This window comes from Sphingobacterium sp. JUb20, from assembly GCF_004342035.1.
Taxonomy (GTDB): Bacteria; Bacteroidota; Bacteroidia; order Sphingobacteriales; family Sphingobacteriaceae; genus Sphingobacterium; species Sphingobacterium anhuiense.
On the sequence record NZ_SLYV01000003.1, the window covers coordinates 396,794 to 420,002 of the forward strand.

Genomic DNA, 23,209 nt, shown 5'->3' on the forward strand with positions numbered 1-23,209 from the left:
CATGAATACCACGTATCAGCAAATTATCGACGTCAACCATATCGCTTCTTACAAAAGTGTAGAACATATACCCGATATACTGGCCCTTGGACGATCTGAAAATATTAATCCTGCTTCGCAGGATCAGAAACGGAATCTATTATTAGCTATCGATGTGCAAAACGACTTTATGGAAAGTATCGGTAGTCTCGCTGTGCCGGGGTCTAAAGAAGATGTGCAGCGACTCACAAAATGGATGTATCATAATATAGCTTCACTGACTCAGATTATATGTAGCTTAGATTGTCATTCCCTGATGCAGGTTTTTCACCCAGTTTGGTGGATAGATCGCGAAGGCAACCATCCGTCACCATTTACCATTATTACTTACGAGGATGTTGTTCAAGGCATCTGGACAGCGGCCAATGGTGAACATGATCACTCTATGGATTATCTCCATAATTTGGAAATTGAAAACAAAAAAAACTTGTGTATATGGCCATATCATTGTTTAGAAGGGACGGTAGGAGAAAAGCTCGAAAGCCAGTTCACCAAAATGCTCTACTTTCATGCGGCGGCTCGCAGCACAGCCCCGCGGTTAATTTACAAAGGGCAAAATCCCTATTCTGAAATGTATGGCATCATAAAAGCCGAGTACGACCCTGAGCATTATATCAATTTTGAAGTGCTAAATGCTGTAAGCCAGTATGACTCCATTTACATTGCCGGTCAGGCCTCCAGTCACTGTGTATTAGCCTCTGTCAATCAGATTTTGGAATATTTTGCAGACAATAGGGAGATCACGTCGCGTATCACAATATTAGAAGACTGTATGTCGCCAATTACCGGATTTGAAGACAGTACAAAACAACAGTTCGAAGCACTTCGGAAGCAATACGGTATTCATATTTGTAAATCAACTGATATTAATTTATAGTTATGACCAGCACAAAAAAAACTTTCACATATGAATACCCAAGACCAGCAGTCACAGTAGACTGTGTCATCTTCGGATTTGGTAACGGAGAACTCAAAGTGTTGCTTACGAAGCGTGGTATCGAACCTTTTTTAGGCCAATGGGCATTCCCTGGGGGATTTATTTTAGAACAAGAGACTGCTGATGAATGTGCTCGTCGGAAGCTGGCGGAAGAAGCTGGACTAGAAGATATCTATTTGGAGCAGCTGTATACTTTTTCAAATGTCGATCGAGATCCCCGTTTTCGAGTTATCAGCATTGCTTACTATGCCTTGGTCAAGTCCACCGATTATCTTATTGAGGCAGGTCTTGACATTGAAGAAGTAAAGTGGTTCAGTTTGGGCGAAGCCATGGCATTAGCTTTTGATCACGATCAGATTTTATCCGTTGCCATTGAGCGTCTGAAAGGAAAGATACGCTACCAGCCAGTAGGGTTTGAATTATTGCCCGAGCAATTCAAATTGCCAGAACTACACAAGCTATATGAAACCATTCTGCAGAGAGCGATTGATCGAGGCAATTTCCGTAAAAAGATTTTGAGTATGGGATTGCTAGTTGATCACAGCGAAAAGCAGCCAGATCGCCATTCTCGTGCGGCCAAGATTTACAGCTTCGATAGAGACAAATACGAATCTCTGAAAGAATCGGGATTCTATTTTGAGCTTTAAAACATCCCAATTTTTTTATGACAAATGTTGATTATTTGAACTAATACAGATGAAGTAATAGGGAGCTAAAAGCTTAGGAAAATCAAATAGATCCTATAAAATATAGAAGGCCATTCTGTCGAGAGTGGCTTTCTATATTTATCGATGCAGTTTGGGCTTTATCAAACCCGACCTTGTTACATTAGTCTATAATAGCGGTAGGTGGAAAGTATCTCAATCGATAAACTCGTATAAGTAATTTATTGTTTAATCATATGGTTAGTCAAGGCAATATTGTGTGATATGGCTATTGTTATTTATATTTTTTTAACATCTGGAAAGTTAAATTTTTAATATGTTTGGGATAATATTATAGACTATCTTCAGTAAAGAAAAATCATTTTTTAAATCAATTCATCATGAGTCCTGTGTTAACATACTATCGAGATGTCACCATGTTTAATTTGGGTTTTAGTATTATAATTGGTTTAGCAACAGGGATTTTCTTTTCATTAATCATCTTCTCTACTATAGGGGTTTGGGTTGGATTAAAAGCTTATAACTACATTTATTCTAATCAGTATTATATATATTATAATTTAGGTTATTCAAAACGACAGCTCATAGCCAAGATACTTGTGTTGAATACTTTTATCTCTCTTTTATTACTGCTGCTTTATTATTTTGTTATTAAATGAAAAAATTAATTGTTGACAATATTTCTATTCAATTCCCTAAACAATCTGAGCTACTATTAAACGCACATTTTTATTGTGATATGCATGAAATCATAGGAATTTTTGGCAGAAATGGAACAGGAAAGTCTACTTTATTTAGAATGATCTTTGGCATTGAGAAAAAAGGAAGTTTAGATATTAAAATCAACAATACCTTTATTTCAAGAGACCATATTATTCCTAAAAAGCATATAGGTCTCTTGCCACAGCAACATTTTTTGCCCAAGGGCCACTTAGTTAAAAATATCATTACTTTATTCTTTCCTTCAGATGATGGCCAGAATAAAATTTTTTCTTCAAAAAGAATATCGTTATTAGAGAATAAAAAAATTGGAACACTTTCTGAAGGAGAATTGAAATACCTCGAACTTTTATTGATCGGAAATTTAGATCACTCTTTCTTGATTTTAGATGAGCCCTTTTCCATGATAGAGCCTCTCTACCGGGATGTTATCCATGAATTCTTATTAGAGGTAAAAAAAACAAAAGGCATTATAATTTCAGATCATTATTATCATGATGTTCTAAATCTTACAGATCGGAATTATCTGATAAAGAATCAACAGCTTCTAGTTGTACAAGATATTCCTGATTTAGTAAGAAATCAGTATATAAGTCCATGAAAAAATATATTGATTTCCATAGATCATATAAAAAAACAAAGCAAGCCATTCTGTCAAGAATAGCGTGCTTTGTTTAGCACCATTCTTCCGATTTCCCTTCATTTTTAATTAGAGGTTGCACCCAAACGTGAATAGAATTTATATGTTAGTTTTGACGTTCCTTTTATTATTTCCAATGGAATTTTGCCATCCATAAAACTATTTCATAAAATACCGACTAGGTTAACAACTCCAGTTTAATTGTTCTTCTGATGGTTTTTATTTAAATGGCCTTTTTTTGCCTTTTTTAAGTTTAGTAAACTTCTTTCAGCTTTGATAAAGAATATATTGGAAACTTAGTTGTTGATTCGTTCTGCTAAACTTTTGATCCAACCTATAGCAAATTTAGTGGGTTCCATACTTGCTGAGATGGAAAGGTTATGTCCGAAGTTGGGGAATATTTTGTAGTCAAAATCTTTTCCCTCAGATTTAAGATTTTCTAACTTTTCAATTGATAATCTTATTGGCACTTGGATATCTTTGTCTCCAAATAGCCAGAGTCCGGGTATTTTTAATCTTTTAAGAGATTTCACAGGGTCAGTATTTACAAATTGAAATTTGTCTGGTGCATTGCTGATATGTTGTCGTACCTCCAATTCAGAATGTGTATCCCAAAAGTTGCGATTACCGTTTGTGAAAAATTGAAAACGAAGTTGTTCCAGTGTGGGTATTACAGGACCGCTTAACAATACGATAAAATCAGTTTTTTTACATTTATCTGCAGCTATGGGTATTATCCAGCCTGCTTGACTGCCTCCAAAAAGACCCACTGGGACGTTCTTATCTTGGATAAATTCTTTTAGCGTTTTTAGTGCTTCCTGTACATCTGTCGCGAGCAGATCGAGATTATTGGGGTCAATGTTATTGGTGCCGACTTCGGGGCCAGCATATTCGCCTCCTGATTCGCCAACTCCTCGTTTGTCATATGTAAGGACAGAAATGCCATTATTAGCTAAAAATGAGGCTAATTCGATAGACCTCAATTCTTGGCCAGATCCATGAACGATAACTACACCAGCTTTCGGGTCTTTAGCCGCATAAATTGCGCCTGACAATTTTATCTTTTTGCTCCTAAAATTTATCGGATTTATAGTTGTGGATTGAGCATATAATGTCAGTGATACTAGTAGAAATGAAAAGATCAGACATGCTTTGCTAAAAGCAACAGAATTGGCCGTGTTGATGATTGTCATATTTAGATTTTAAATTTATGCAATGATCACTTAATAAACGTTATCTATCAACGTATTTTCGGTTAGTAGTTTGAGATTATTCGGTGAAAGGTGGAATTTCTTAGGTTAACGTAAAATTTTGAAATAATTATGTAAGACTTCGTATGACAAACCTTACATAATTGCTTTCAAGTGCTCTTGGTAATCATGAAAACAAACTGTAAGAGCGTAGTTGAGTCCTTAGAGCAAATTGTACGACGCTAACGAAGGACTGTTGCATTTTTTCTATATTCTTTTAATTCAAAGTCACTATGACTTCCTTTATCATATAATACGTAAAATCCTGTCGTCATTAACAATTTATTACGGGGAACTCCAATGACTGTGTTTTCTTTTTTCACATAGTCTACTTGGTTTCCAAATTTGCCATTTAAAAGGCCTGGTGGTACATTTTTAATCATAAGAAACCTTTCTATGGAAGGTAAAAATGTATTAAAATCAATGTTATAATAATCATCAATTTTAATCATTGGATATTCTTCTTTTTTAGGCGATGGCAGTATGGTATCATACCATTTTAAAGGTCTTTTATTTATGATTACAGGGTCATTATTTAAAAAAATTCTATATTCCTTATTATGATATTCGCCATCAAGCGGGGGGGAATTAATATAAAATATAGCCTCTACAGAATTCCAGGATACTACAATGTCCTTAGAATAGGTAATGACCGTATATGCATCGTTATTATATGATAATTTTCCTTTATACTTATTAGCCTCTTTTTCAGTTTTAAATATTCCAATACCTTTAAAAGATGAAATAAATACAAAAATAAAAACAGCTATCACTATAAATACAATTCCCCATATAAAAGTATTATTTACATTATTTATATAGAATTTATAAAGTAATCCACAACTGATTAAAATAATAATGAATGAATAACTAGCACTTAAATAGTTTGGTTTCATATAATCTAATTTTTACCAATTCGTCTTCATTATTTATGCGAGGTCGATATCTTTTTCTAATGTAATAAAAAACAATCAAAGCCCATAGATTCATCTCTCCCTTTCCTTCATTGACCAAGTTTTTCAAATTGACATAAGTTAAGGATAATTTAAAATTGTTAGTTAGATCTCCTATGTGATCGGAGAAGTCACAATTGCAGATGCCGTGCTGCATATGATAGTGCATACTTCACATCCTATTGAATTTAAAGGTAATGTCTAATAAAAAAAAGGTAATATTGTCAAGTTACTGATAAAAATCATTAGATAACCAAAATCAGGGAAGTGAAGTATCATAGGAATGGGGGCAGTATTATCGGAATATATCTATTTTTCCTCCTTCATAAATACCAAATTCTTTAGCTTAAAAGGTTAGACTGACACATATAAAAATATAGAATTGTGAAAAAATATTGTTTATTTATCATCGCATTACTTGCGGTAACATATTCCAACGGGCAAGGTAGAAAGCCAGAACTTTTAGATAACTTAAAATCCAGTTTGGAACACAATAACTATGGAATTCAATCGACTTTTTATTATCCTACTGAAATTTCAATAAATGATTATCCTGTATTTCGAGGGTTTGAATTCTTTGGAAATACCATTCCGAATTTTATTGACATAGCGATTGACAAAAATGGAGAGCAAGAATTAAAAGTGTTGATTGATTTGACAAAGTACAAAAAGCAAGGAAAACCGATTTTAGAAATTCTATTGGTCAAGTCAGCTAAAGGGGTATCGATCATTTCAAATAAATCCGATTTTCCTGAAGAAAATATTTTAGTAAATTATCAATTATCTGATGATGATATAACCCAAGAAAACATTAAGAATGGTTACTTTTTGAAAACCATAAAGTTTAAAGCTAAAGTTCCTATCGAACTATCTACCTTAAATAAATCAGTTCAGTTGACAAATTCGAAGGAATTACTTGATAAACTCTATAATGCTGTTGCTAAACTAACAAAAGGCATAAATGATAGAGATAGCAATAATGTTTTGGAAATTATCCAAAGCGCTGAATTTGAAGTAGCACAATTACGAGGAATGAAAAAAGAATGGATGTTAACCGAAAGAAAAGCATTATTATCAAATACTTTTACATTGTTGCCAAAAGATAGTTGTGAAGTCAAAATTTATGGAAACGGAACTAGGGCAACGCTAGTTCAAAAGAATCTAGAAATAATCAAGCAATCTGCCATAACCTCTAACTTTACTAAAGAAAATTATCCCAAAGGTAGAGTTGTTCAATTTTATAATTTTTATTACAATATACCAAAAGGAAAGGATGAATTAGAACTAATACGGTTTGACGGTTATGCAATAACTAAATACGGAAAGAAATAAACACGCCTACGGCGTTAACTTTCTTCAATTTTGAGGTTTTATCAAGTTGGAAAGTAGGAAGCGGGTTCGTGAAAAAAGACGATGTAAAAGCATTTTTCGAATTATCGAATAATATTGATCAAGAGATCTATAAAAACCTCTGATCGCAGTATCAAGTGGAAAGTCAATATTGTAATTCTCAAATTTATCAATTATTGAAATCATTTCATCTATAATTTTGCAATTTTATTGTGTTTACATACAATTTGTAAGGTACTACCTGGACGCCACTTGCTATAGGTGTGTTTTTTTTCCGACATTTGAACATGGCTCTATTTATAACTTTGGATAATGTCTATAAATTATATAATCTTGATCCTGCTGAAAAGACGGAAGGGATAGTAATTCTTAGTCAGCAAAACGACCCAAATAAGAAATTTACAAGTCATAGTCGTCTGTTTGATGGTTTATTATTGGGATTTATGATAAAAGGATCCATGAAATCGCAAATCCATTTTCTTGAATATGAAATAAACGCAGGTGATATTGCTGTTTTACAACCGCAATTGATGATCGAAACAAAGTCATTGAGTGAACATGCAGAAATAATAACAATTGGTCTTTCATTAGATTTTATTACAGAATTTCCCATTCTACGTGAGTTTGTCATGAATGATCAAATTAGATGGGAACCAATTGTAAGGCTTCAGCCCGACGAAATAAAGCTTCAACATGATTTACTCACACTTATACAAAATTTCTATCATAAGAAAGCGAGTCCAAATAAAACACAAATGCTACGGCATCTTGTTCTAGTTTTAATAAGTATGATTTCTGAAATATATTCTAATTTACCTCATTGCAAAAGTGTAGTAAAGAGCCGCAAACATGAGATCATAGATGATTTTTATCTCCTTATTGCTAAGTATGCTAACCAACATAGAAGCGTTGCATTTTATGCTGAAAAACTTCATTTAACACCGCAGTATCTTTCCAGTTTTCTAAAACAGAAAACTGGAAAATCTGCCTTACAATGGATTGATCATCTCACCATTCTACATGCTAAAACATTACTAAAATCCTCTAGTCTATCCATTAAAGAAATAAGCAATGAACTTCATTTCGAAGAAACAAGTGTTTTTTGCAGATATTTTAAAAGAGCAGTTGGAATATCGCCTAAAACTTACAGAAATGAATAATTAATGATAGTTGTTTTTTAACCGTTATTGATGGGTAAATAAGATCAACTTTCAGATTGTATGTAAATACCATTAAATTGTCAATACCTTCCTTTTGTCTCTTTTTACTTTTACTGCATGAGAAAAACAGATAAAAAAGCGGCCATAGGATTTATATTTATCACATTGTTGATTGATATTACAGGTTGGGGAATTATACTTCCAGTAGTTCCAAAACTCATCGGAGAATTTATTCATAGTGACCTTAGTGAAGCCGCCAAATATGGTGGATGGCTCGGATTTGCGTATGCTATCACCCAATTTATATTTGCGCCTATAGTGGGAAATCTTAGTGATCAATATGGAAGGCGCCCAATCCTTTTAATTTCTCTTTTTGGATTTGCAGTTGACTATATGCTGTTAGCATTTGCACCATCCATGGGTTGGTTATTTTTTGGAAGAATCATTGCTGGGCTTACAGGGGCAAGTATTTCCACAGCAAGTGCGTACATTGCAGATATATCCACCGATGAAGATAGAACGAAAAATTTCGGCCTAATCGGAGCTGCTTTTGGATTAGGATTTATTATAGGCCCAGTAACTGGCGGTTTACTTGGGTATTATGGAACTCGAGTTCCCTTTTATGCAGCAGCTTTGCTATGTATGGTGAATTTTCTTTATGGGTTATTTGTACTACCAGAAAGTTTAGATAAAGATAAACGTCGTTCATTTGACTGGAAACGAGCAAATCCCATCGGTACATTTAATTTTTTGAGAAAACAGTCAAAAATATCAAATCTTATTTTTGCTTTAATTCTGGTCTACATAGCTCTTCATGCAGTACAGAGTAATTGGCATTTTTTTACCATGTATAAATTTAACTGGACAGAGCGAGTTGTAGGTCTATCGCTAGGTTTACTGGGTTTATTGACCGGATTAGTACAAGGACTCTTAATAAGATGGACCACACCCAAGTTGGGGGAATATAAAAGTATCTATTTTGGGTTGTTATTATATGCATTGGGTTTAATGTTATTTGCATTTACTAATGAAGGGTGGATGATGTTTATTTTCCTCTTACCCTATGCTTTAGGGGGGATATGCGGACCAGCACTGCAATCCCTAATCAGTAAAAATGTTTCTTCAAATGAACAGGGTGAACTTCAAGGGGCACTAACCAGTCTAATGAGTGCGACTTCTATAGTAGGTCCTCCGATTATGACAAACCTATTCTATTATTTTACACATGATAAAGCACTATTTAAATTTTCTGGAGCACCATTTTTTTTAGCTTCCATATTAATGTCAGTTAGTGCAATTATTATTTATTTTGCTTTTCGACGAAAAAACAAACAATAAGCCAAGATTAAAAAAAACAAATTAATTTCACCTATCCATTTCCTTCATTAACCGAGTTTTTTTGTTTAGTCTAATTGCCATAGGGTAGGTATGATTTAAACACTACTTTTAAATCAACAATTGCTTATGCAAAGCATCAAGGTTTGAGTTGGGGGATGTGGGGCTGATGCTTTTAGAAACAAAAACTAAAATTGTTAATATGTTTGGAATAACAATATAAATGATCTTCAATGAAGAAAAATCATTGTCAAAATAAATTTCATTATGAATCCACTATTAAAATACGATGGGTATATCATTGGATTAGCAAATAAAGTCCACAGTATCCAACTAAGCATTTTTTATGATTTTATTTGCAGTTCAAAAATATAAAGAAAGGGAAAATATTTTTTTTCAATAAAAGCAACGATGGTAAATCTAAATTCCGTTCATTTGCTAATGAAAGTTTATACATGATATCATTTATCCTATAGTTTTGTGCTGTGTCTAAAATAAAGAGAATAACTCCAACAGATTTCAGGGGGCAGTTTATGTCAGAGATGTCAACTGACTTTGCAATTTTAAGAACACCTGTTCAGATACATGATATTGGAAAAACATCTGGTTTCATTAAAGTCCCCACGCCATTACATAGACCCGAATTCAATTTTATTGTTCATATTACAAGAGGAAGTGCAAAACAACAGGTCGATGCTAATTTGGTGTCAATAAAACAAGATGAAATCTTATTTGTCAAACAAGGGAACGTAACTTCATTGAAGGAAGTCAGCCCGGATGCCGCGGGATACATGATTTTATTTGAAGATCAGACACTCAATCAATTGCTTTCAAAGCAGGAACTCATTAAACTCTTTTCTGCTAATACAGTTATTCATTTATCGGAGGAGAGTAGCACATGGTTAACATCTCTGTTTGAACTATTGAGTATTGAGATATATTATCCAAATCCGAATCTTGGCATTTGTTATTCTCTTTTGCAGGCAGGACTCCAGAAGATTTTTACTTCCAGTAAAGAACTGAATAAAAGTATCAATCGGAGTGCAGAAATTACTTTTAACTTTAAGGAGTTGGTTTATAGGTATTATCTGCAACATAAGTCGATTTTATTTTATGCCGGTGAGCTATCTGTTTCCGAAAATTATCTCCACAGATGTGTAAAGGAAACCATTGGTGAAAGTCCAAAGGAATGGATCAATAAAGTCAGTATCTTGCAGAGCCAGCTTCTTTTACAGGACCTGACCAAGAGTATTTCTGAAATTGCTTTTGAGCTTAATTATGGCGATCCTAGCTACTTTGGACGCTTATTTAAAAAAATAACTGGAGTAACACCCTCGGAATATAGAATTATCTTTATGCAGGATTTGTCCGAGTAAAGAGTGGTTTAGTTTTAAAGCAATTCTTGTTTTCAGTCCACCTTTGTATTATTAAATCCAAAGAAAATGAAAACATTAATTTCTATTAGAAACTTCGGTATCAGGACTGTCCTCCAAATTACCTTTTATTGTAAATACAAAGTCATAGCCAAATGGCCATATTTTTGTATTCTTATCTTAGCGCTCTTCTTTCCAAATAAAAGCTATAGTCAGATCATTCAGGACGTTGGAGGGATTGCCGCTACTGTTCATAGTAAAGCTAACTTCAAAGATCTGCCACCAGAAAGTTCCCGTTCAGGAAATAAATTTCAACTGAATACCTATGATGTATGGCTGCCAATTCCCCCTGTAAAAATAGGCAGGACAAGCATCTTTAGTAATTTGAATTATCGTTTAATGGATTTCAATTATGACAACGAAACGATTGATGATCCCAACCGGATTGAAAGAATTCATGAGATAAAATCGGTAATTATTATTCGGCACCCGATTTCGAGAAAATGGTCTATTTTAGGAATCGCAATGCCAACCCTAGCTACGGATTTTAAAAAATCTCTTTCCTTTGATGATCTGATTCTGGACGGAATACTTGGTGTATCGAAAAAATTTGGAACTGCATCGAATCTCGAAATAGGATTTGGTGTTCATGCCTTACATTCTTTCGGCGAGACTTTAATTACTCCAGGAATATCAATTGATTATCGAAGCACAAATAACAAATGGTTGGCCCAGTTTTATTGGCCTAGATTAAACGTACTTTATAATGTGAGTCCAAACACACAGGTAGGTTTGGCGGGATCAATAGACTGGACGCGATTTAACTTGAAAAATTATCGCCGTTATAGTGGCAAGGAAGTCGATTACGCGCAGTTTTCTACTATACATGGCGGCCTACAGGTACATCAACACTTGATGGGAGGGGTCTGGCTTCAGGTACAAGGTGGAATGGGACTGTTGAATCGTTATGAGCTATTCGACAGCACACAAAAGACAGTGAATGATTTCGCTATTTCTAACATGGCCTACGGAAAAGCTGCACTGAGCTATCGTATTGGTAGGAGATAAATAATTATCCATTAAATACACAGATGAAAATAACTATTCTTACTATCATATGAAAAATAGAGATTGTCCCCCTTCAGATTTCAGCCTGCGCTTATTGATGGTTGCAGCTATTCCCGCTTATGTATTTCCTGCCTTAATGTCTTTTATATCAGCTTTTGTGCTTCAAAAAACTGATCTTATGATGGCAAGCTACACGACTATAGGATTATCCTCGCTACTGTCAACGATACTGAGCTTTATTATACTTTGGCAATTCGAGCTGAGACAGATATTCGTGCGAAAAAAGTGGGTAGGATCCCTTTTGATCATTCTGTTAATGATTGGTCTGGGGATGTTGTGCACATCGTTATTTAAACTTCAATCAGAACGCTTTAATATAATAACCTCAGCATTTCTAGGTGCAACAATAATAACAATCCGTCAACATATAAAAAATTATAAAAATGAAAAAAATTAAGCCGACCATAGTTGTTTTTGGATGTACAGGTACAGTTGGAAGAGAAGTAATGCGTCAACTAAAAGATTCTGATTGTATAGCAAGAGGGGTTCTCAGAAGTCCTGAACGATCTTATCCTGTACTGATAGATACCCAACCATCGAATATAACTTATGTAAGTGCTGACTTAAATTCAAGGGGTCAACTTAAAGAAGCTTGTATTGGGGCAGATGCATTGTTTCTTTTAACTGCAACATCTCCAGATCAGGTTGAACAGGAGATTAACATAATTGATGCTGCCAAACAAAGTGGTATAAAACGAATCGTTAAATTGTCTGCACCTGTAGTTCAGTCTCCTGCCAAAGTGGAGGTAAGCCAATGGCATAGTAAAGTAGAGGACTATCTTTCACAAAATATGGATGATTTCTGTTGCTTAAGACCACATTCATTTATGCAAAATTGGGAACGAAATGCGCTAACAATTCAATATTTTGGTAAAATTTATGGCGCTTTAGGTCATGCTAAGCGAAATTACGTTGATAGCCGTGATGTAGCAACGGTCGCAGTAAATTGTTTATTGGCAAAGGATGAATTAAAGCAACGGTCAATTGTTCTTGCGGGGCCTCAGGCTATTTCGAACCTAGAAATGGCCGCAAAATTATCTCGCATAACATGTTGTAAAATCGAATATGTAGATATTACGCCTGACGAATTATTTAGTCAATTAACAAAAAAATCAAAATTACCGAGATGGCTGGCTACGCATATTGTTGAACTTGATGATCTGGCAATTAAGGTTCCAGAGCCGGAAACCGATACCATTACTGACTTAATTCTAAGAAAACCACGTATTATGGATGAATACCTGCAAGAATATCGGCATCTTTTTAAAAGAAAGCCTCTCTGGACGCTATTGTTTTAGAGCACATATTTCATGATGAATTTGGCCAACAATCCTATCTAAATGTTAAATTCATAGGTCAGAAAAGACTTGCCGTTAGGCAGTATGTTCTCTTCCGAATTAGTCAACCTAAATCCAAATTTTGATGCCGTATTTTGTAATTCATTTCGATCTACATTTTTAAAAATATCTTTTACAGACTTGACACTTTCAATTCCCGTAGAACTAACAGAATTAGTTCCGTTATTGGATTGTATTGTTATGATCAGGTTGATATATTTATTGCAATTATTTGCGATAAATTGAAAAGCACCTTCAATATTGACGTATTCAAAAATTAAAGCTGCCCAAATAAAATCTGCTTTTATGAATGATTTAGTTGAAGTACCAATGTCAGCCGTTGCAAGCTCTAATTGCCTGATTTTATTTCCAAACCTTTTATGACTTTCATTGAGATAAGACTGGTTTATATCGATTCCAAAGATTTTTTTTACTCGATCTGTATCAACATGTTCTAGTCCATTACCGCCACTTATACCTAAAAATAAGATGTTCTCAGGCTTATGTTTTTTTAAGTATTTGTATGTTAAAGAATTCAGTAACTGCGCTTGCGCGACATCTTTATGTTCCATATGTTGTTCGTAGTCATTTAATGGAATATAATTCCAAGGATTTATATTTTCCATAATCAGCTTTAATTATTGTAATTAGACATCTAATACTTATTTTTTTATTAATTTACGCCTTTTCTTCTCAATTTTAATTTACTTATATGCTTTCTAGCGAGTAAATATTTATTAATCAAAGTGTTAAATTAATGAAACGATAATATTCGGAAGAAATATTGAAGGATATGAGAGTCTATCACCGCAATATCTCTGGTCACTCGAGTATATACCATGGGATCTTAAATCTTCCAGTGAAATAATAAAGTATTACCTTTTCCTGTTCTTCGCTATCTCTAAATTGTTTACGTGAAATCGTGATACTATTCTCCTCCGTTTTAGGTCCCCAAGCTGATAGCATTAACTTAGGTGAAGTTTTTGCACTACCAAAATCTTTTGATAAGATAGTGGGATGAAATACCTGGGGAATTGAATTATCCAGCAGAATATTTAAGGAGGTTATCGTTCCATAACTGTACCCCAATAGAAATAGATATGAAAGTATCACATTCAGGTAAACTTTTGAGGGCTGAAATTTGTATTCCCTGTTTCCAATAAGGAGAATGCATAACAGCAATATTGTAAAACCAAAAATATAGGGTAGTGTCATGAAGTAGTTAAGTAGGTCGTATTCTTTTATACTTCTAATAGTCAAGCCCAAAGATGGAAGAAGAATAATGTAGTAAACAGTAGGCTTATTAAGCGATAATTGTGTATCTATTCTACAATATTTATTATATAGTCTAGCAATTAACAAAGCCATTAGGGGTATTATGATATTGGTATATATTGCCAATTCATATGGTGCAGGTACCATTGCAACCCATATTGCTGTAATAACACTTAGCACACTTAACCGTTTACATATTTTTTGTAATTTACGTTGTTTTGAAACATTTCTGTCATAGGTTGGCCCTGAAGTGTAAAGTGGCATATGATTTTAATCAACTGAAAGTTACTTATACTTATTTACTATATGTGTCGGATCGTTAATGACTCTGTTGAAGCCATCGTATATTGCGAACAGCGAATAAATATAAAAATATGGTATAATAAACCAAAGATTCTTAAATATGGAATATGTAGGCTCAGATTTAACTCATTTAAGATCAATGGGTAAATTTTCAAAGCTTTTTAAGGAAATGACACAGTCAGTGTTTTTTAAGCTTTCTCCATTTATTTAACCAGTTTATTTCACTAATGATTGGTATACTAAATGTTTCATGAGATATATTTGATTGATAGAAGAAGTGAATTATATAAAATATGAAGGATACAACAGTATATAAATCCGTATCTGACCCTTGCATATCCCAAGATAAGTCCACTGATGAAATAGAACGCGAAGACAAGCGGAAGTAAAAATATAATTCCAAAACTTATTTCATAGTGCTTATAATGGAGAATTGAAAAAATAAGTGCTGACAGAATAATAATCTTACGTTGATTATTATTCCATAATTTTTCTAGTAAATCTTGATTTTTAGATTTAATAAAGTAAAATGTAGAAATAGATATTATTATTGAAATAGAAAGCCAGCGATAATTCTCATACCAAAGCAAATTAGGGTTACTTCCAAATAATTTGTAAATAATAATCCCAGAGGTAGTAGCTAGAGACCAGGACACATATTTTGGATTATAAACAATCCATAACCTCCCAACTAATTCTTCCATAATTGGAATAAGAAAAGCAAGGTAAAGGGCACTGATTAAATTTTGATTAGCTGAAGAGTTTTTTATTCGAGGCCAATCATCTATTAAGCCCGATGAGATTAATAGAATAGGTACGAGCAATTCAAAAATAAATAATGCAACGAAATTCATAACCAATAGAAAGATGCAACCTATTAGTTTTTGTTTAACGGATAACTGCTTGATATATTCTTTACTAGCTTTTAAATAAAACCAAAAAATATTTTTGATATAATTCATTTAATTTATTTTAAAATATGGGGGAGATCCCGCCTTAGTGATTTGATTTTTATAGTTTTATTCTAATTGGTAGTTTGCTTATTTATTTACGATTTAACTTAACTAATATAAAAGAAATATTCAAACTACATCACTATCGCCGAATTTTATTGCTCATACGGCATCTTGATTACAGATATATATGCTTATCATTTAGATTTTATTTTCTGGACTCTTTGAAGGAGAGAAAGTTATTCAAGATCTTCATTATCGGCCAGTGGAGCAGGATGGCTATGTTGAAAATGAGCGTAAGGTTATTTTCGATCTGTATTGTACCGGCATTGATGGTGAGCATTTCATTATTGAGATGCAACAGCTATATCAAGATTTTTTTAAAGACCGAACCGTTTTTTATACATCCAGGCTTATCAATAAACTTATACCTAAGGGCTATAAGGGAAATACATATGAACTTCCCGAAGTATATTTTATCGGTATCTTAGAGTTTGAATTATGAGAAACTGAACGGGGTAAGTATTTTTATGATGTTGCTCTCTGCGATAAGCAGAATAATCGTGTTTCTTATGAAAAGCTTGGTTATAAGTTTTTTAGTATTACCAAATTTCACTAAGAATGAAACTGATATAAAGACAGATATGGATATTTGGTTATATCTATTGAAAAACATGAGTAAACTTGATAAAATATCGGATTTTTTGGATAAGCGGGTATTTGGTCTTATATTTTACATAGGCGAAGTCGCAAAATTAGCACCAGAGGATAAGATTGCATACGAAGCAAGTTTAAAACATAAGCGTGATGCAGAGAATACCTATTCTACTGCTCAGCTTATTGGGCATGATCGAGGTTTAAAAGAGGGCTTAAAGGAAGGTATTGCTAAAGGTGCACACAAAAAAGCCATTGAGACAGCTTTGAAATTTGAAAATATGGGTTTACCTATAGAGCAAATTGCTGGGGGTACCGGGCTTACGATCGACGAGATCGAAAGACTGAAATAAAATATATAGGTCATATAAAAACAACTAAAGCCATTCTGTGAAGAATGGCTTTAGTTGTTCAATACCTTCCTTAAGGCTTCCCTTATTTTTTAATCAAACCGATCAACACAACAATCCCATTGTAGCAACAGCCGTCATTGGAGACAGTACTTTAAGTGCTTATTGTAGTTTACACCTACAGATATAAATAAAAAGCCAATTATCGATGATTTTATATTACTGTTTAATTCTTGGTAAGAGAACTTCCTGCATTTGCAATAACAACATGCTGAAATGCCCCTACATCGGGATTACCAGAAGATAGTGCATTTCCAGAAAAATCCTTTCCACCATTATTTCTAATAAAAATACCTGCATTAATAACCGGTGATCCCTTCCTGACTTGATAACCTTTCGCTGCATCAAGTCCGTTTCCGCCAACATGATTAACAAATAAAGGGTCTTTATAAAAATTATTACTAAGAACAGTCGTCCCCCAATTCAAAGCAGTAAATGTACTCGCCGGATATAGACAATTATTGTTAAACCGGAGGCCGGTATCTGGCTGAGTAGAAAGACTGTTTATTGTTGAGGTTGTATAAAAAATATTATTTGAAAAAGTTGCATAAGGTTTTCCTGAACTCTCCCCATTAATGACATGAAACAGGCTCTCCACTGGATTTTTGATATAGAAAACATTATTGTAGATCTCACGGGAGTCATATATCGTTTTTTCGAACAAAAATAGTTTCTTTAACCGAGTCGTACCGATATCATTGACAGAAACATTATAGCGTACCTTAATATTCTTGGATTGATTCATAAAAAGCATAAAACCACCATTATTATCGTGCGAATAATTGTATTCAAAGATATCACCTTCGGTCTCAGAATCATTATCATATCCATCCGCATCAAAGGCTACACCATCGTTAACTCCACCACCTGTCAAACCATATACTTCATTGTAAGCCACAAGTGTGTTCAAGCTACCGATTGTCCATATACCAGCATAATTGTCTGATCCAGTGTTTATACAAGCTTTATAAACCGTATTGTGCGTGATCTTGCTTCCACCAGTTACACCAGACATGACAATACCATCACCATAGATATATTCAATCAAGTTATTATCGATTTTAATATCTTTAGATCTTGCAACCATTGCTCTATCCCCAGTTGTTCTTATCCCTTCCACGGAACAATTCGCAACATGACAACTTTGTATCAATGCACCATATATTTTGCCATCAAGAATAATTCCACCAGAACCTTTGTTATAATTCTTATTTCCATCAATAGCGCCATTCACATCATGGACATAACAATTCTTAATCACAATATTATTTATTGCTGGCTCTGATGGACTACCTCCTGCCACACGGATGCCGGTAGACGCATAATTTATACCAGTTGATACTGTATTGGTCACTTCTAAATTATTCACCTCGAAATAAGACACTTTATTGAGAATAATAGCATTAGATCCATTTCTTTGTCCTCCTCCATTTATAATTGGCAGAACATCGCCACCATATTTATCTATGATAATAGGCGCTTTCGCTGTTCCCGAGTTTTTCATATGTAAAGTATCATTCCATACCCCTCCGCTTTTAAACAAGATACGGTCACCAGGACCAAACACCGAAGCATTGATTTTAGCGAGTGTTTTCCATGCCCCTATTATACTCGTACCCGTGCTGTCATCATCTCCAGAAGGGTCTATATAATAGGTTTTACCCATACTTTTCACATCTATTTTTGTTTTCTGTGCGATCAAACTATGCAACCTAATAGGTTTATGAGAGCTTAATAATCCAGCCATTGCAACTGAAATCAACATAATAAATTTTCGCATATCTAATTTAGTGTTATAATGCTTATCGTTTGTTGCACATGTAGCTAATGTGCTGATGACATAAAGCCGTAAATTAAGAAAGAAAACGGAATATATCATCATTAAAAAATGAATAAAAGTATGGAGAACCATACAGCGCAAAAAAATTAAAGAAACTACAGATGATATCTCGTTTCTTTTTCGGATTAGTACATTATTTGTTTTTCGCTTTTCCTTTATCATATTGGTTCGCAGATCGCTTTTTTCTCCAAACATATACGTACCATGTAGTTATTGGTTAGAGTGTCTTTGTACTTTCAGGAGCAGGTGTTTTGTTATTAGCAATTGCAACAGTAAGCACTCAGGCTATCAAAGCGACCTTAACCAACCCTGTGACATCTTTGAGAGATGAATAAATCAATTAGACTGTTGGAATTCAAATACAATTAGAACAGTTGCAGTACGATCAACATTACTCATCTGGATTAAAAAAGCCTCGTCAATCACAATTAAAAAAATTGAGGATGGTCTACATCGACGAGCTGCTGAGCTTCAGGCGGTGGAATTGGTATAATTAAATATAAATTGGTTAGTTGAGTATTATAGATTAATCGTATTAAGTTATGAATAAATACCATATATACATCAAGGATAATAGTTGCGAATGAATGAGAATCCATATACATCAAAAGGGCCTAATTTTCATTAGACCCTTTATCTTGGCGTTTAACTGCACAGTAATTTTTATGTTTCTTATCGTTTCCTCTTTTTTGTTTCATCATCCAAATTGTTTTCAAGCAATTGGATTTATTTACTGTACTACGTCATTTATCGTTATACACTTTCATGCTGAAAGTATGTTTGTTATCGCTTTATATAATAAGAACACCTGTCGAAGAGAATAGTTCAAAAAAGTTTAAAATAATTTCACCTATTCATTTTGACCGTTCACCGAGTTTTTAGTTGGTTTAGTCTAATTGCCATAGAGTAGGGACGAATTACATCCTACTTTTGAATCAACAAATAAGAACTAACAAACTATAAAATAAAGACATTATGAACACTATAGCAAAAACATTCGCAACAGCAGCCTTGATCGCAGTATCAACATTCACTATGGCAGCAGGTAATCCAGAAGTAGCAAACCCTAAAAAAGCAGTGGTCAACTTATCAACAGCAGATCTCGCCATTGATCATTACGTTGCGGTTATGACAGAAGGACAGTCAGCAGGAGTGGAGCAGTTGTTTACATTAGACTTCAGCCAGAAAGTACAAGCATCAGAAGATAGAACTAATAGCCGTTCAGAAGTTATCAGCTTTTTGAAAAAGCAAAAAGGAGAGCAGCTAAACTGTAAAACTAGTACCACCATCATACAGGAGTCTGCTTATTATATGATAGCAAAAGTAACGATGCAGTTTGAAGGCTTTAGCAAGACCGATCTCGTGACTTTAATCAATGACGGCGGTAGCTGGAAAGTATCCCAATCGATCAATTCTTATAAGTAATTTACTGTTTAATCATATGTTTAGTTAAGGCCATGTCGCGAGATGTGGCTTTTCTTTTTTATCGCCATTGATTCGAGTTGATAAATGTTCTCGATATAAAAAATAAGTCTATTTTTACTGATCAGTAAATTTAAACAGTATTTCTATGTTAGGTTTAATCGCATCCTTTCTTTCTATCGGTCTTGGATTTATGTTAAAGTATTCATCTCAAGATGGCTACAGTGAAATGAGAAAATATTGGTTATTTTTTGTGGCATCTGGAATTTTAACAATAATTTATAAAAGCTTTAAGCATTTTGGTTAATCGAATAATTTAGTAAATATTCTTTTGGTTTTGATATTATGTAGATTTAAATATTGAGGCTTTTTTTTCATAAGCCAATAATAGCAATCCCATTGCGTACTTACAGTCCTGTTCATTTGTAATGTAAAAACTGATCCAGCCTGAATTTTTAAAAACATGATGATTTTGTATTTTACCATCCTTGAGCAGCTGTTGTTTAATAGTTTTATTTAATCGGATGTCTAATAGTCCATTACTATGCAAATGCCCAAACTCTTTATCCAAGTAATTAAACTGAGTTCCACCATATTTATGAACAGTAATACAGGTGTTCGGATATTTTGAAATCATTTCTTCGATATCATCAAGCCAGTCCAATAATTGTGGTTTTGTAGCAAAGAACCAAAGTCTAATGAGGCTATCATATAAAATTGCTATCAGAGGGATAGACTTTAAGAAGCCAAGGTATTTCACGACAAATGAAAACATAAGTTATGATTCACTTAAAACCTTAACATGCTCCATTACCCTAAAATGAACATTTCTTGTAATACTTTCAGCCCATAAATCATAATACCAAGTAGGAAACACGTGGAGTTTATACCAGCTGTTTCCTGTTAATGTTGTAGTGCCGTCACCATTATCGTGTAATAAAAATTGACCTTTTGTGATATCAATATGTCCCATAATCTCAGGATCTTTAGGTTGATCAATAATGTCAAATGTCAAGTTTTTATTAATATCAAATTCAACAATAGTTTCGTCAAAGATGTAGCCGTTGCTAAAAATACATTTACGATTTGCACCAAGCTTCCTGTCACTTACTGTAGTCGCCATAGGACTAGGCATACCAATTTTAAAAAGCCAATAATTTTCTTTGTTTTCAATCTTATCAAATGCAACTACGTGTTGCCAAATTTCTTCCGGGGTCGCATTGATTACTATTTTATCTGAAACCATATTTTCATGATCATGGTCAGAAATAGAATCTACAATAAAAATGAGAATTAAGATACTAATTAGACTCACATTCAGTTTTTGATTGTTTCTTTTAAACATTGCTCTGCCTATGAAGGCCCCTGAAATGATAAACCCAAAGATCAGTGGAGATACTATCAGTAAGCAGATTACTCCTTCATTTAAAAAAAAATAACTTAAAGCGATAGCAATTATGCCACTTATTATAGAATATCCTGTTATCTGTTTACCCTTTAAATTCAGATTTTTCCAATACCAGGTTGAGATTATGCCCATGAGCATCGGTATGATTACAAATTCCGAAAAGATAAGTATTCCTGCATCTTCATGACCAAAAGCGCTTTGTAGTCCGATAACTGTCATGGCAAATAAATTTGCTAACAAAATACCTGAAGCTATTCTTGACTGAATTAATTTTGAAATGATATTTGTCACTGAGTTTTTATAGTTAAAATAAGCTTTATTCTTTAGATCTTATCAGTTTAAAACACTGAATGCTTAAATTTACATAAATTTTCAATATACCTAGAGAGTCATCATAAATTTTAAAGTTAACTTATGTCTCTTGTCTTGCTGTATTTTAAACACAATTTCATTCTATTTTGTCCGTCATGATCGTGACATAATGTATTTCCGCTTATAAACAAAGGTGTCAAACTTGATTGAATAAAAAAATACTCAAATAAATTAAATAGTATTAGATGTTTTTACAGAATTATTTTATTCGTCTATATCCTCATATATTAATTCATTTTTTAGTTTTCTTATCGTAATTTTTCTAAAAGTAGGGGCATAATTCTTTTGTCCACTGGGTTTAAAATACTCCCTAACATAAGCATCTTCGGTTTCATAATTCTGTATAATTTTGGAGCCCCAATACTGATTTAATGAATTATAAGATTCAATGTGATTAGAATCTTCGGTCGAATGGAAGTTTTTGGAATTTATAATTTTCGAAATAGCTTTTTGTTTATCCAAATTAGAGATGTTAAGCGTAAATGTTTCATAACTCTCACCAATCGCAAACGATGAGTTATAATTAGTGATGTTAAATTCATCTACTAATGTTATCCCTTGTTCTTCAACTAGTTTGAGCGCATCAGGTTTTGTGAAAAAATAATCACTAAAAAATAGATAACATGTAAATAAGAGGCAAATAAAACCATAGGTAAATAGCAGATATCTTGCAAACCTTGGGTATCCCAGTTTTTTAGGAATTGTATATATCAATAATCCCACGACAATTGGTATACCTATGAAGATGACAAATAAAATCAATGGAAAAAGAAAATCATCCATAAAATTAAATGATTAATAACAATCCCAGTTGAACCAAGCTTTGTCAAATCGCTTATTTATCAAATCTTTAGGTTGAATTACTAGCTGCATATTTTAACTCGTTATTAGTTTGGTAATCCTTTCCAATTTAATAAAAGAAATGATAGGTTACAACTTCACCTATCTATTTCGACCATTTTCCGAGTTGTTAGTTGGTTTAGTCTAATTGCCATAAGGTACAGATGATTTACAACCTACTTTTGAATCAACAAACAAATAGAACTGCAAAGCAGGCATCAGGGTTTGAGTTGGTGGGTGTGGGGCTGATGCAACTTAATAACAATATAACATAAAGACATTATGAAAACATTCGCAGCGGCAGCCTTGATCGCAGTCTCTACTTTAACTATGGCAGCAGGCAAACCAGAGGTATCAAACCCTAAAAAAGTAGTAGTCAATTTATCTACAGCAGATTTAGCCATTGATCATTACGTTGCGGTTATGACAGCAGGACAATCGGCAGGAGTAGAGCAGTTGTTTACAGCAGATTTTAGTCAAAAAGTACAGGCATCAGAATATAAAACTAATAGCCGTTCGGAAATTGTGTCCTTCTTGAAAAAGCAAAAAGGAGAGCAGTTAAACTGTAAAACCAGTACCACCATCGTACAGGAATCAGTTGACTATATGATTGCTAAAGTAATCCTGCAGTTTGAAAACTTTACCAAAACCTATCTCGTGACATTAGTCAATGACGGCGGTAACTGGAAAGTATCACAATCGATCAACTCGTACAAGTAATTTACTGTTTAATCATATGTTTAGTTAAGGCCATATCTCACGATGTGGCTTTTGTTTTTGTTTTGGATAGTAAGACCACGTTCACAAAGTATTGAATATCTTTTATTGCTTCCCGATAATAAACA

General features: G+C 33.6%; 24 protein-coding genes. 14 read left to right on the forward strand and 10 right to left on the reverse strand.

What is annotated here, in order from left to right; genetic code table 11:
* Position 1: 1 nt before the first annotated feature.
* The 3 genes from EDF66_RS07650 to EDF66_RS07660 all read left to right on the forward strand — a co-directional run bounded on the left by EDF66_RS07650 (position 2) and on the right by EDF66_RS07660 (position 2,962).
* Positions 2-916, forward strand: a complete 915-nt coding sequence (locus EDF66_RS07650) for a hypothetical protein (RefSeq protein ID WP_132841718.1) — start codon at positions 2-4, stop codon at positions 914-916.
* Positions 917-918: 2 nt separating this feature from the next.
* Positions 919-1,623 (forward strand): NUDIX hydrolase, encoded by a 705-nt coding sequence (locus EDF66_RS07655; RefSeq protein ID WP_132841720.1) that lies wholly within the window; start codon positions 919-921, stop codon positions 1,621-1,623.
* Positions 1,624-2,296: 673 nt separating this feature from the next.
* Positions 2,297-2,962, forward strand: a complete 666-nt coding sequence (locus EDF66_RS07660) for an ATP-binding cassette domain-containing protein (RefSeq protein WP_132841722.1) — start codon at positions 2,297-2,299, stop codon at positions 2,960-2,962.
* A gap of 335 nt (positions 2,963-3,297) precedes the next feature.
* On the opposite strand, the gene EDF66_RS07665 is transcribed toward EDF66_RS07660, so the two are convergent.
* Both EDF66_RS07665 and EDF66_RS07670 read right to left on the reverse strand, forming a co-directional pair.
* The gene (locus EDF66_RS07665; RefSeq protein WP_132841724.1) at positions 3,298-4,194 is read right to left on the reverse strand and encodes an alpha/beta hydrolase family protein; all 897 of its coding nucleotides are present in this window, start codon (positions 4,192-4,194) and stop codon (positions 3,298-3,300) included.
* 239 nt (positions 4,195-4,433) lie between these two features.
* Positions 4,434-5,147, reverse strand: a complete 714-nt coding sequence (locus EDF66_RS07670) for a hypothetical protein (protein ID WP_132841726.1) — start codon at positions 5,145-5,147, stop codon at positions 4,434-4,436.
* 441 nt (positions 5,148-5,588) lie between these two features.
* Here EDF66_RS07670 and EDF66_RS07675 point away from each other — a divergent pair, with 441 nt between their 5' ends.
* The 7 genes from EDF66_RS07675 to EDF66_RS07705 all read left to right on the forward strand — a co-directional run bounded on the left by EDF66_RS07675 (position 5,589) and on the right by EDF66_RS07705 (position 12,848).
* The gene (locus EDF66_RS07675) at positions 5,589-6,536 is read left to right on the forward strand and encodes a hypothetical protein (RefSeq protein WP_132841728.1); all 948 of its coding nucleotides are present in this window, start codon (positions 5,589-5,591) and stop codon (positions 6,534-6,536) included.
* A gap of 305 nt (positions 6,537-6,841) precedes the next feature.
* Positions 6,842-7,714, forward strand: coding sequence for a helix-turn-helix domain-containing protein (locus EDF66_RS07680; RefSeq protein ID WP_132841730.1), 873 nt, complete (start codon positions 6,842-6,844; stop codon positions 7,712-7,714).
* A gap of 117 nt (positions 7,715-7,831) precedes the next feature.
* On the forward strand, positions 7,832-9,052 hold the full coding sequence (locus tag EDF66_RS07685) for a TCR/Tet family MFS transporter (RefSeq protein ID WP_132841732.1): 1,221 nt from the start codon (positions 7,832-7,834) through the stop codon (positions 9,050-9,052).
* A 482-nt stretch (positions 9,053-9,534) separates the two neighbouring features.
* Positions 9,535-10,425, forward strand: a complete 891-nt coding sequence (locus tag EDF66_RS07690) for a helix-turn-helix domain-containing protein (RefSeq protein ID WP_132841734.1) — start codon at positions 9,535-9,537, stop codon at positions 10,423-10,425.
* Between the two features lie 66 nt (positions 10,426-10,491).
* On the forward strand, positions 10,492-11,490 hold the full coding sequence (locus EDF66_RS07695) for a DUF6268 family outer membrane beta-barrel protein (protein WP_132841736.1): 999 nt from the start codon (positions 10,492-10,494) through the stop codon (positions 11,488-11,490).
* 49 nt (positions 11,491-11,539) lie between these two features.
* The gene (locus EDF66_RS07700) at positions 11,540-11,947 is read left to right on the forward strand and encodes a hypothetical protein (RefSeq protein WP_132841738.1); all 408 of its coding nucleotides are present in this window, start codon (positions 11,540-11,542) and stop codon (positions 11,945-11,947) included.
* Positions 11,934-12,848, forward strand: a complete 915-nt coding sequence (locus EDF66_RS07705; protein ID WP_132841740.1) for an NAD(P)H-binding protein — start codon at positions 11,934-11,936, stop codon at positions 12,846-12,848. Before EDF66_RS07700 ends, EDF66_RS07705 begins: the two co-directional genes overlap by 14 nt.
* Before the next feature lie 38 nt (positions 12,849-12,886).
* Here EDF66_RS07705 and EDF66_RS07710 read toward each other — a convergent pair whose 3' ends face one another.
* From EDF66_RS07710 to EDF66_RS07720, 3 genes are all read right to left on the reverse strand, one after another.
* Complete coding sequence (locus EDF66_RS07710) at positions 12,887-13,513, reverse strand: hypothetical protein (RefSeq protein ID WP_132841742.1); 627 nt, start codon at positions 13,511-13,513, stop codon at positions 12,887-12,889.
* A gap of 196 nt (positions 13,514-13,709) precedes the next feature.
* Positions 13,710-14,426, reverse strand: a complete 717-nt coding sequence (locus EDF66_RS07715; RefSeq protein ID WP_132841743.1) for a hypothetical protein — start codon at positions 14,424-14,426, stop codon at positions 13,710-13,712.
* A gap of 287 nt (positions 14,427-14,713) precedes the next feature.
* Positions 14,714-15,427 carry a CPBP family intramembrane glutamic endopeptidase gene (locus EDF66_RS07720; RefSeq protein ID WP_132841744.1) on the reverse strand — a complete coding sequence of 238 codons (714 nt, stop codon included), beginning with the start codon at positions 15,425-15,427 and terminating at the stop codon, positions 14,714-14,716.
* A 196-nt stretch (positions 15,428-15,623) separates the two neighbouring features.
* Between EDF66_RS07720 and EDF66_RS26580 the strand changes: the two genes are divergently transcribed.
* Together EDF66_RS26580 and EDF66_RS26455 are read left to right on the forward strand one after the other, a co-directional pair.
* The gene (locus EDF66_RS26580; protein ID WP_132841809.1) at positions 15,624-15,923 is read left to right on the forward strand and encodes a PD-(D/E)XK nuclease family transposase; all 300 of its coding nucleotides are present in this window, start codon (positions 15,624-15,626) and stop codon (positions 15,921-15,923) included.
* A gap of 67 nt (positions 15,924-15,990) precedes the next feature.
* Complete coding sequence (locus EDF66_RS26455) at positions 15,991-16,425, forward strand: PD-(D/E)XK nuclease family transposase (protein WP_165902398.1); 435 nt, start codon at positions 15,991-15,993, stop codon at positions 16,423-16,425.
* A 223-nt stretch (positions 16,426-16,648) separates the two neighbouring features.
* Here EDF66_RS26455 and EDF66_RS07735 read toward each other — a convergent pair whose 3' ends face one another.
* Positions 16,649-18,262: a right-handed parallel beta-helix repeat-containing protein gene (locus EDF66_RS07735; protein ID WP_165902399.1), complete on the reverse strand. Its 1,614-nt coding sequence runs from the start codon at positions 18,260-18,262 to the stop codon at positions 16,649-16,651.
* A gap of 1,035 nt (positions 18,263-19,297) precedes the next feature.
* Between EDF66_RS07735 and EDF66_RS07740 the strand changes: the two genes are divergently transcribed.
* Complete coding sequence (locus tag EDF66_RS07740) at positions 19,298-19,747, forward strand: nuclear transport factor 2 family protein (protein WP_132841748.1); 450 nt, start codon at positions 19,298-19,300, stop codon at positions 19,745-19,747.
* Positions 19,748-20,087: 340 nt separating this feature from the next.
* Here the strand turns inward: EDF66_RS07740 and EDF66_RS07745 are convergent, their stop codons facing one another.
* The 4 genes from EDF66_RS07745 to EDF66_RS26585 all read right to left on the reverse strand — a co-directional run bounded on the left by EDF66_RS07745 (position 20,088) and on the right by EDF66_RS26585 (position 22,397).
* Positions 20,088-20,519 carry a luciferase family protein gene (locus EDF66_RS07745; protein ID WP_132841749.1) on the reverse strand — a complete coding sequence of 144 codons (432 nt, stop codon included), beginning with the start codon at positions 20,517-20,519 and terminating at the stop codon, positions 20,088-20,090.
* A 3-nt stretch (positions 20,520-20,522) separates the two neighbouring features.
* A complete protein-coding gene (locus EDF66_RS07750; RefSeq protein ID WP_243656007.1) occupies positions 20,523-21,443 on the reverse strand; it encodes a hypothetical protein in 921 nt (306 codons plus the stop codon).
* Between the two features lie 285 nt (positions 21,444-21,728).
* On the reverse strand, positions 21,729-22,307 hold the full coding sequence (locus EDF66_RS07755; protein ID WP_132841751.1) for a hypothetical protein: 579 nt from the start codon (positions 22,305-22,307) through the stop codon (positions 21,729-21,731).
* Between the two features lie 12 nt (positions 22,308-22,319).
* On the reverse strand, positions 22,320-22,397 hold the full coding sequence (locus EDF66_RS26585; RefSeq protein WP_132841812.1) for a DUF1963 domain-containing protein: 78 nt from the start codon (positions 22,395-22,397) through the stop codon (positions 22,320-22,322).
* Positions 22,398-22,646: 249 nt separating this feature from the next.
* Between EDF66_RS26585 and EDF66_RS07765 the strand changes: the two genes are divergently transcribed.
* Complete coding sequence (locus EDF66_RS07765; protein ID WP_132841752.1) at positions 22,647-23,084, forward strand: nuclear transport factor 2 family protein; 438 nt, start codon at positions 22,647-22,649, stop codon at positions 23,082-23,084.
* Positions 23,085-23,209 lie beyond the last annotated feature (125 nt).

Bases quoted from the DNA above. Each gene is read 5' to 3' on its own strand.
- EDF66_RS07700 (WP_132841738.1), top strand. From the start codon at position 11,540: ATGAAAAATAGAGATTGTCCCCCTTCAGATTTCAGCCTGCGCTTATTG.
- EDF66_RS07685 (WP_132841732.1), top strand. From the start codon at position 7,832: ATGAGAAAAACAGATAAAAAAGCGGCCATAGGATTTATATTTATCACA.
- EDF66_RS07660 (WP_132841722.1), top strand. From the start codon at position 2,297: ATGAAAAAATTAATTGTTGACAATATTTCTATTCAATTCCCTAAACAA.
- EDF66_RS07735 (WP_165902399.1), bottom strand. From the start codon at position 18,262: ATGCGAAAATTTATTATGTTGATTTCAGTTGCAATGGCTGGATTATTA.
- EDF66_RS07650 (WP_132841718.1), top strand. From the start codon at position 2: ATGAATACCACGTATCAGCAAATTATCGACGTCAACCATATCGCTTCT.
- EDF66_RS07705 (WP_132841740.1), top strand. From the start codon at position 11,934: ATGAAAAAAATTAAGCCGACCATAGTTGTTTTTGGATGTACAGGTACA.
- EDF66_RS26455 (WP_165902398.1), top strand. From the start codon at position 15,991: ATGAAAAGCTTGGTTATAAGTTTTTTAGTATTACCAAATTTCACTAAG.
- EDF66_RS07665 (WP_132841724.1), bottom strand. From the start codon at position 4,194: ATGACAATCATCAACACGGCCAATTCTGTTGCTTTTAGCAAAGCATGT.
- EDF66_RS26585 (WP_132841812.1), bottom strand. From the start codon at position 22,397: ATGCAGCTAGTAATTCAACCTAAAGATTTGATAAATAAGCGATTTGAC.
- EDF66_RS07695 (WP_132841736.1), top strand. From the start codon at position 10,492: ATGAAAACATTAATTTCTATTAGAAACTTCGGTATCAGGACTGTCCTC.
- EDF66_RS07745 (WP_132841749.1), bottom strand. From the start codon at position 20,519: ATGTTTTCATTTGTCGTGAAATACCTTGGCTTCTTAAAGTCTATCCCT.
- EDF66_RS07680 (WP_132841730.1), top strand. From the start codon at position 6,842: ATGGCTCTATTTATAACTTTGGATAATGTCTATAAATTATATAATCTT.
- EDF66_RS07670 (WP_132841726.1), bottom strand. From the start codon at position 5,147: ATGAAACCAAACTATTTAAGTGCTAGTTATTCATTCATTATTATTTTA.
- EDF66_RS07720 (WP_132841744.1), bottom strand. From the start codon at position 15,427: ATGAATTATATCAAAAATATTTTTTGGTTTTATTTAAAAGCTAGTAAA.
- EDF66_RS07755 (WP_132841751.1), bottom strand. From the start codon at position 22,307: ATGGATGATTTTCTTTTTCCATTGATTTTATTTGTCATCTTCATAGGT.
- EDF66_RS07765 (WP_132841752.1), top strand. From the start codon at position 22,647: ATGAAAACATTCGCAGCGGCAGCCTTGATCGCAGTCTCTACTTTAACT.
- EDF66_RS07740 (WP_132841748.1), top strand. From the start codon at position 19,298: ATGAACACTATAGCAAAAACATTCGCAACAGCAGCCTTGATCGCAGTA.
- EDF66_RS07655 (WP_132841720.1), top strand. From the start codon at position 919: ATGACCAGCACAAAAAAAACTTTCACATATGAATACCCAAGACCAGCA.
- EDF66_RS07715 (WP_132841743.1), bottom strand. From the start codon at position 14,426: ATGCCACTTTACACTTCAGGGCCAACCTATGACAGAAATGTTTCAAAA.
- EDF66_RS07710 (WP_132841742.1), bottom strand. From the start codon at position 13,513: ATGGAAAATATAAATCCTTGGAATTATATTCCATTAAATGACTACGAA.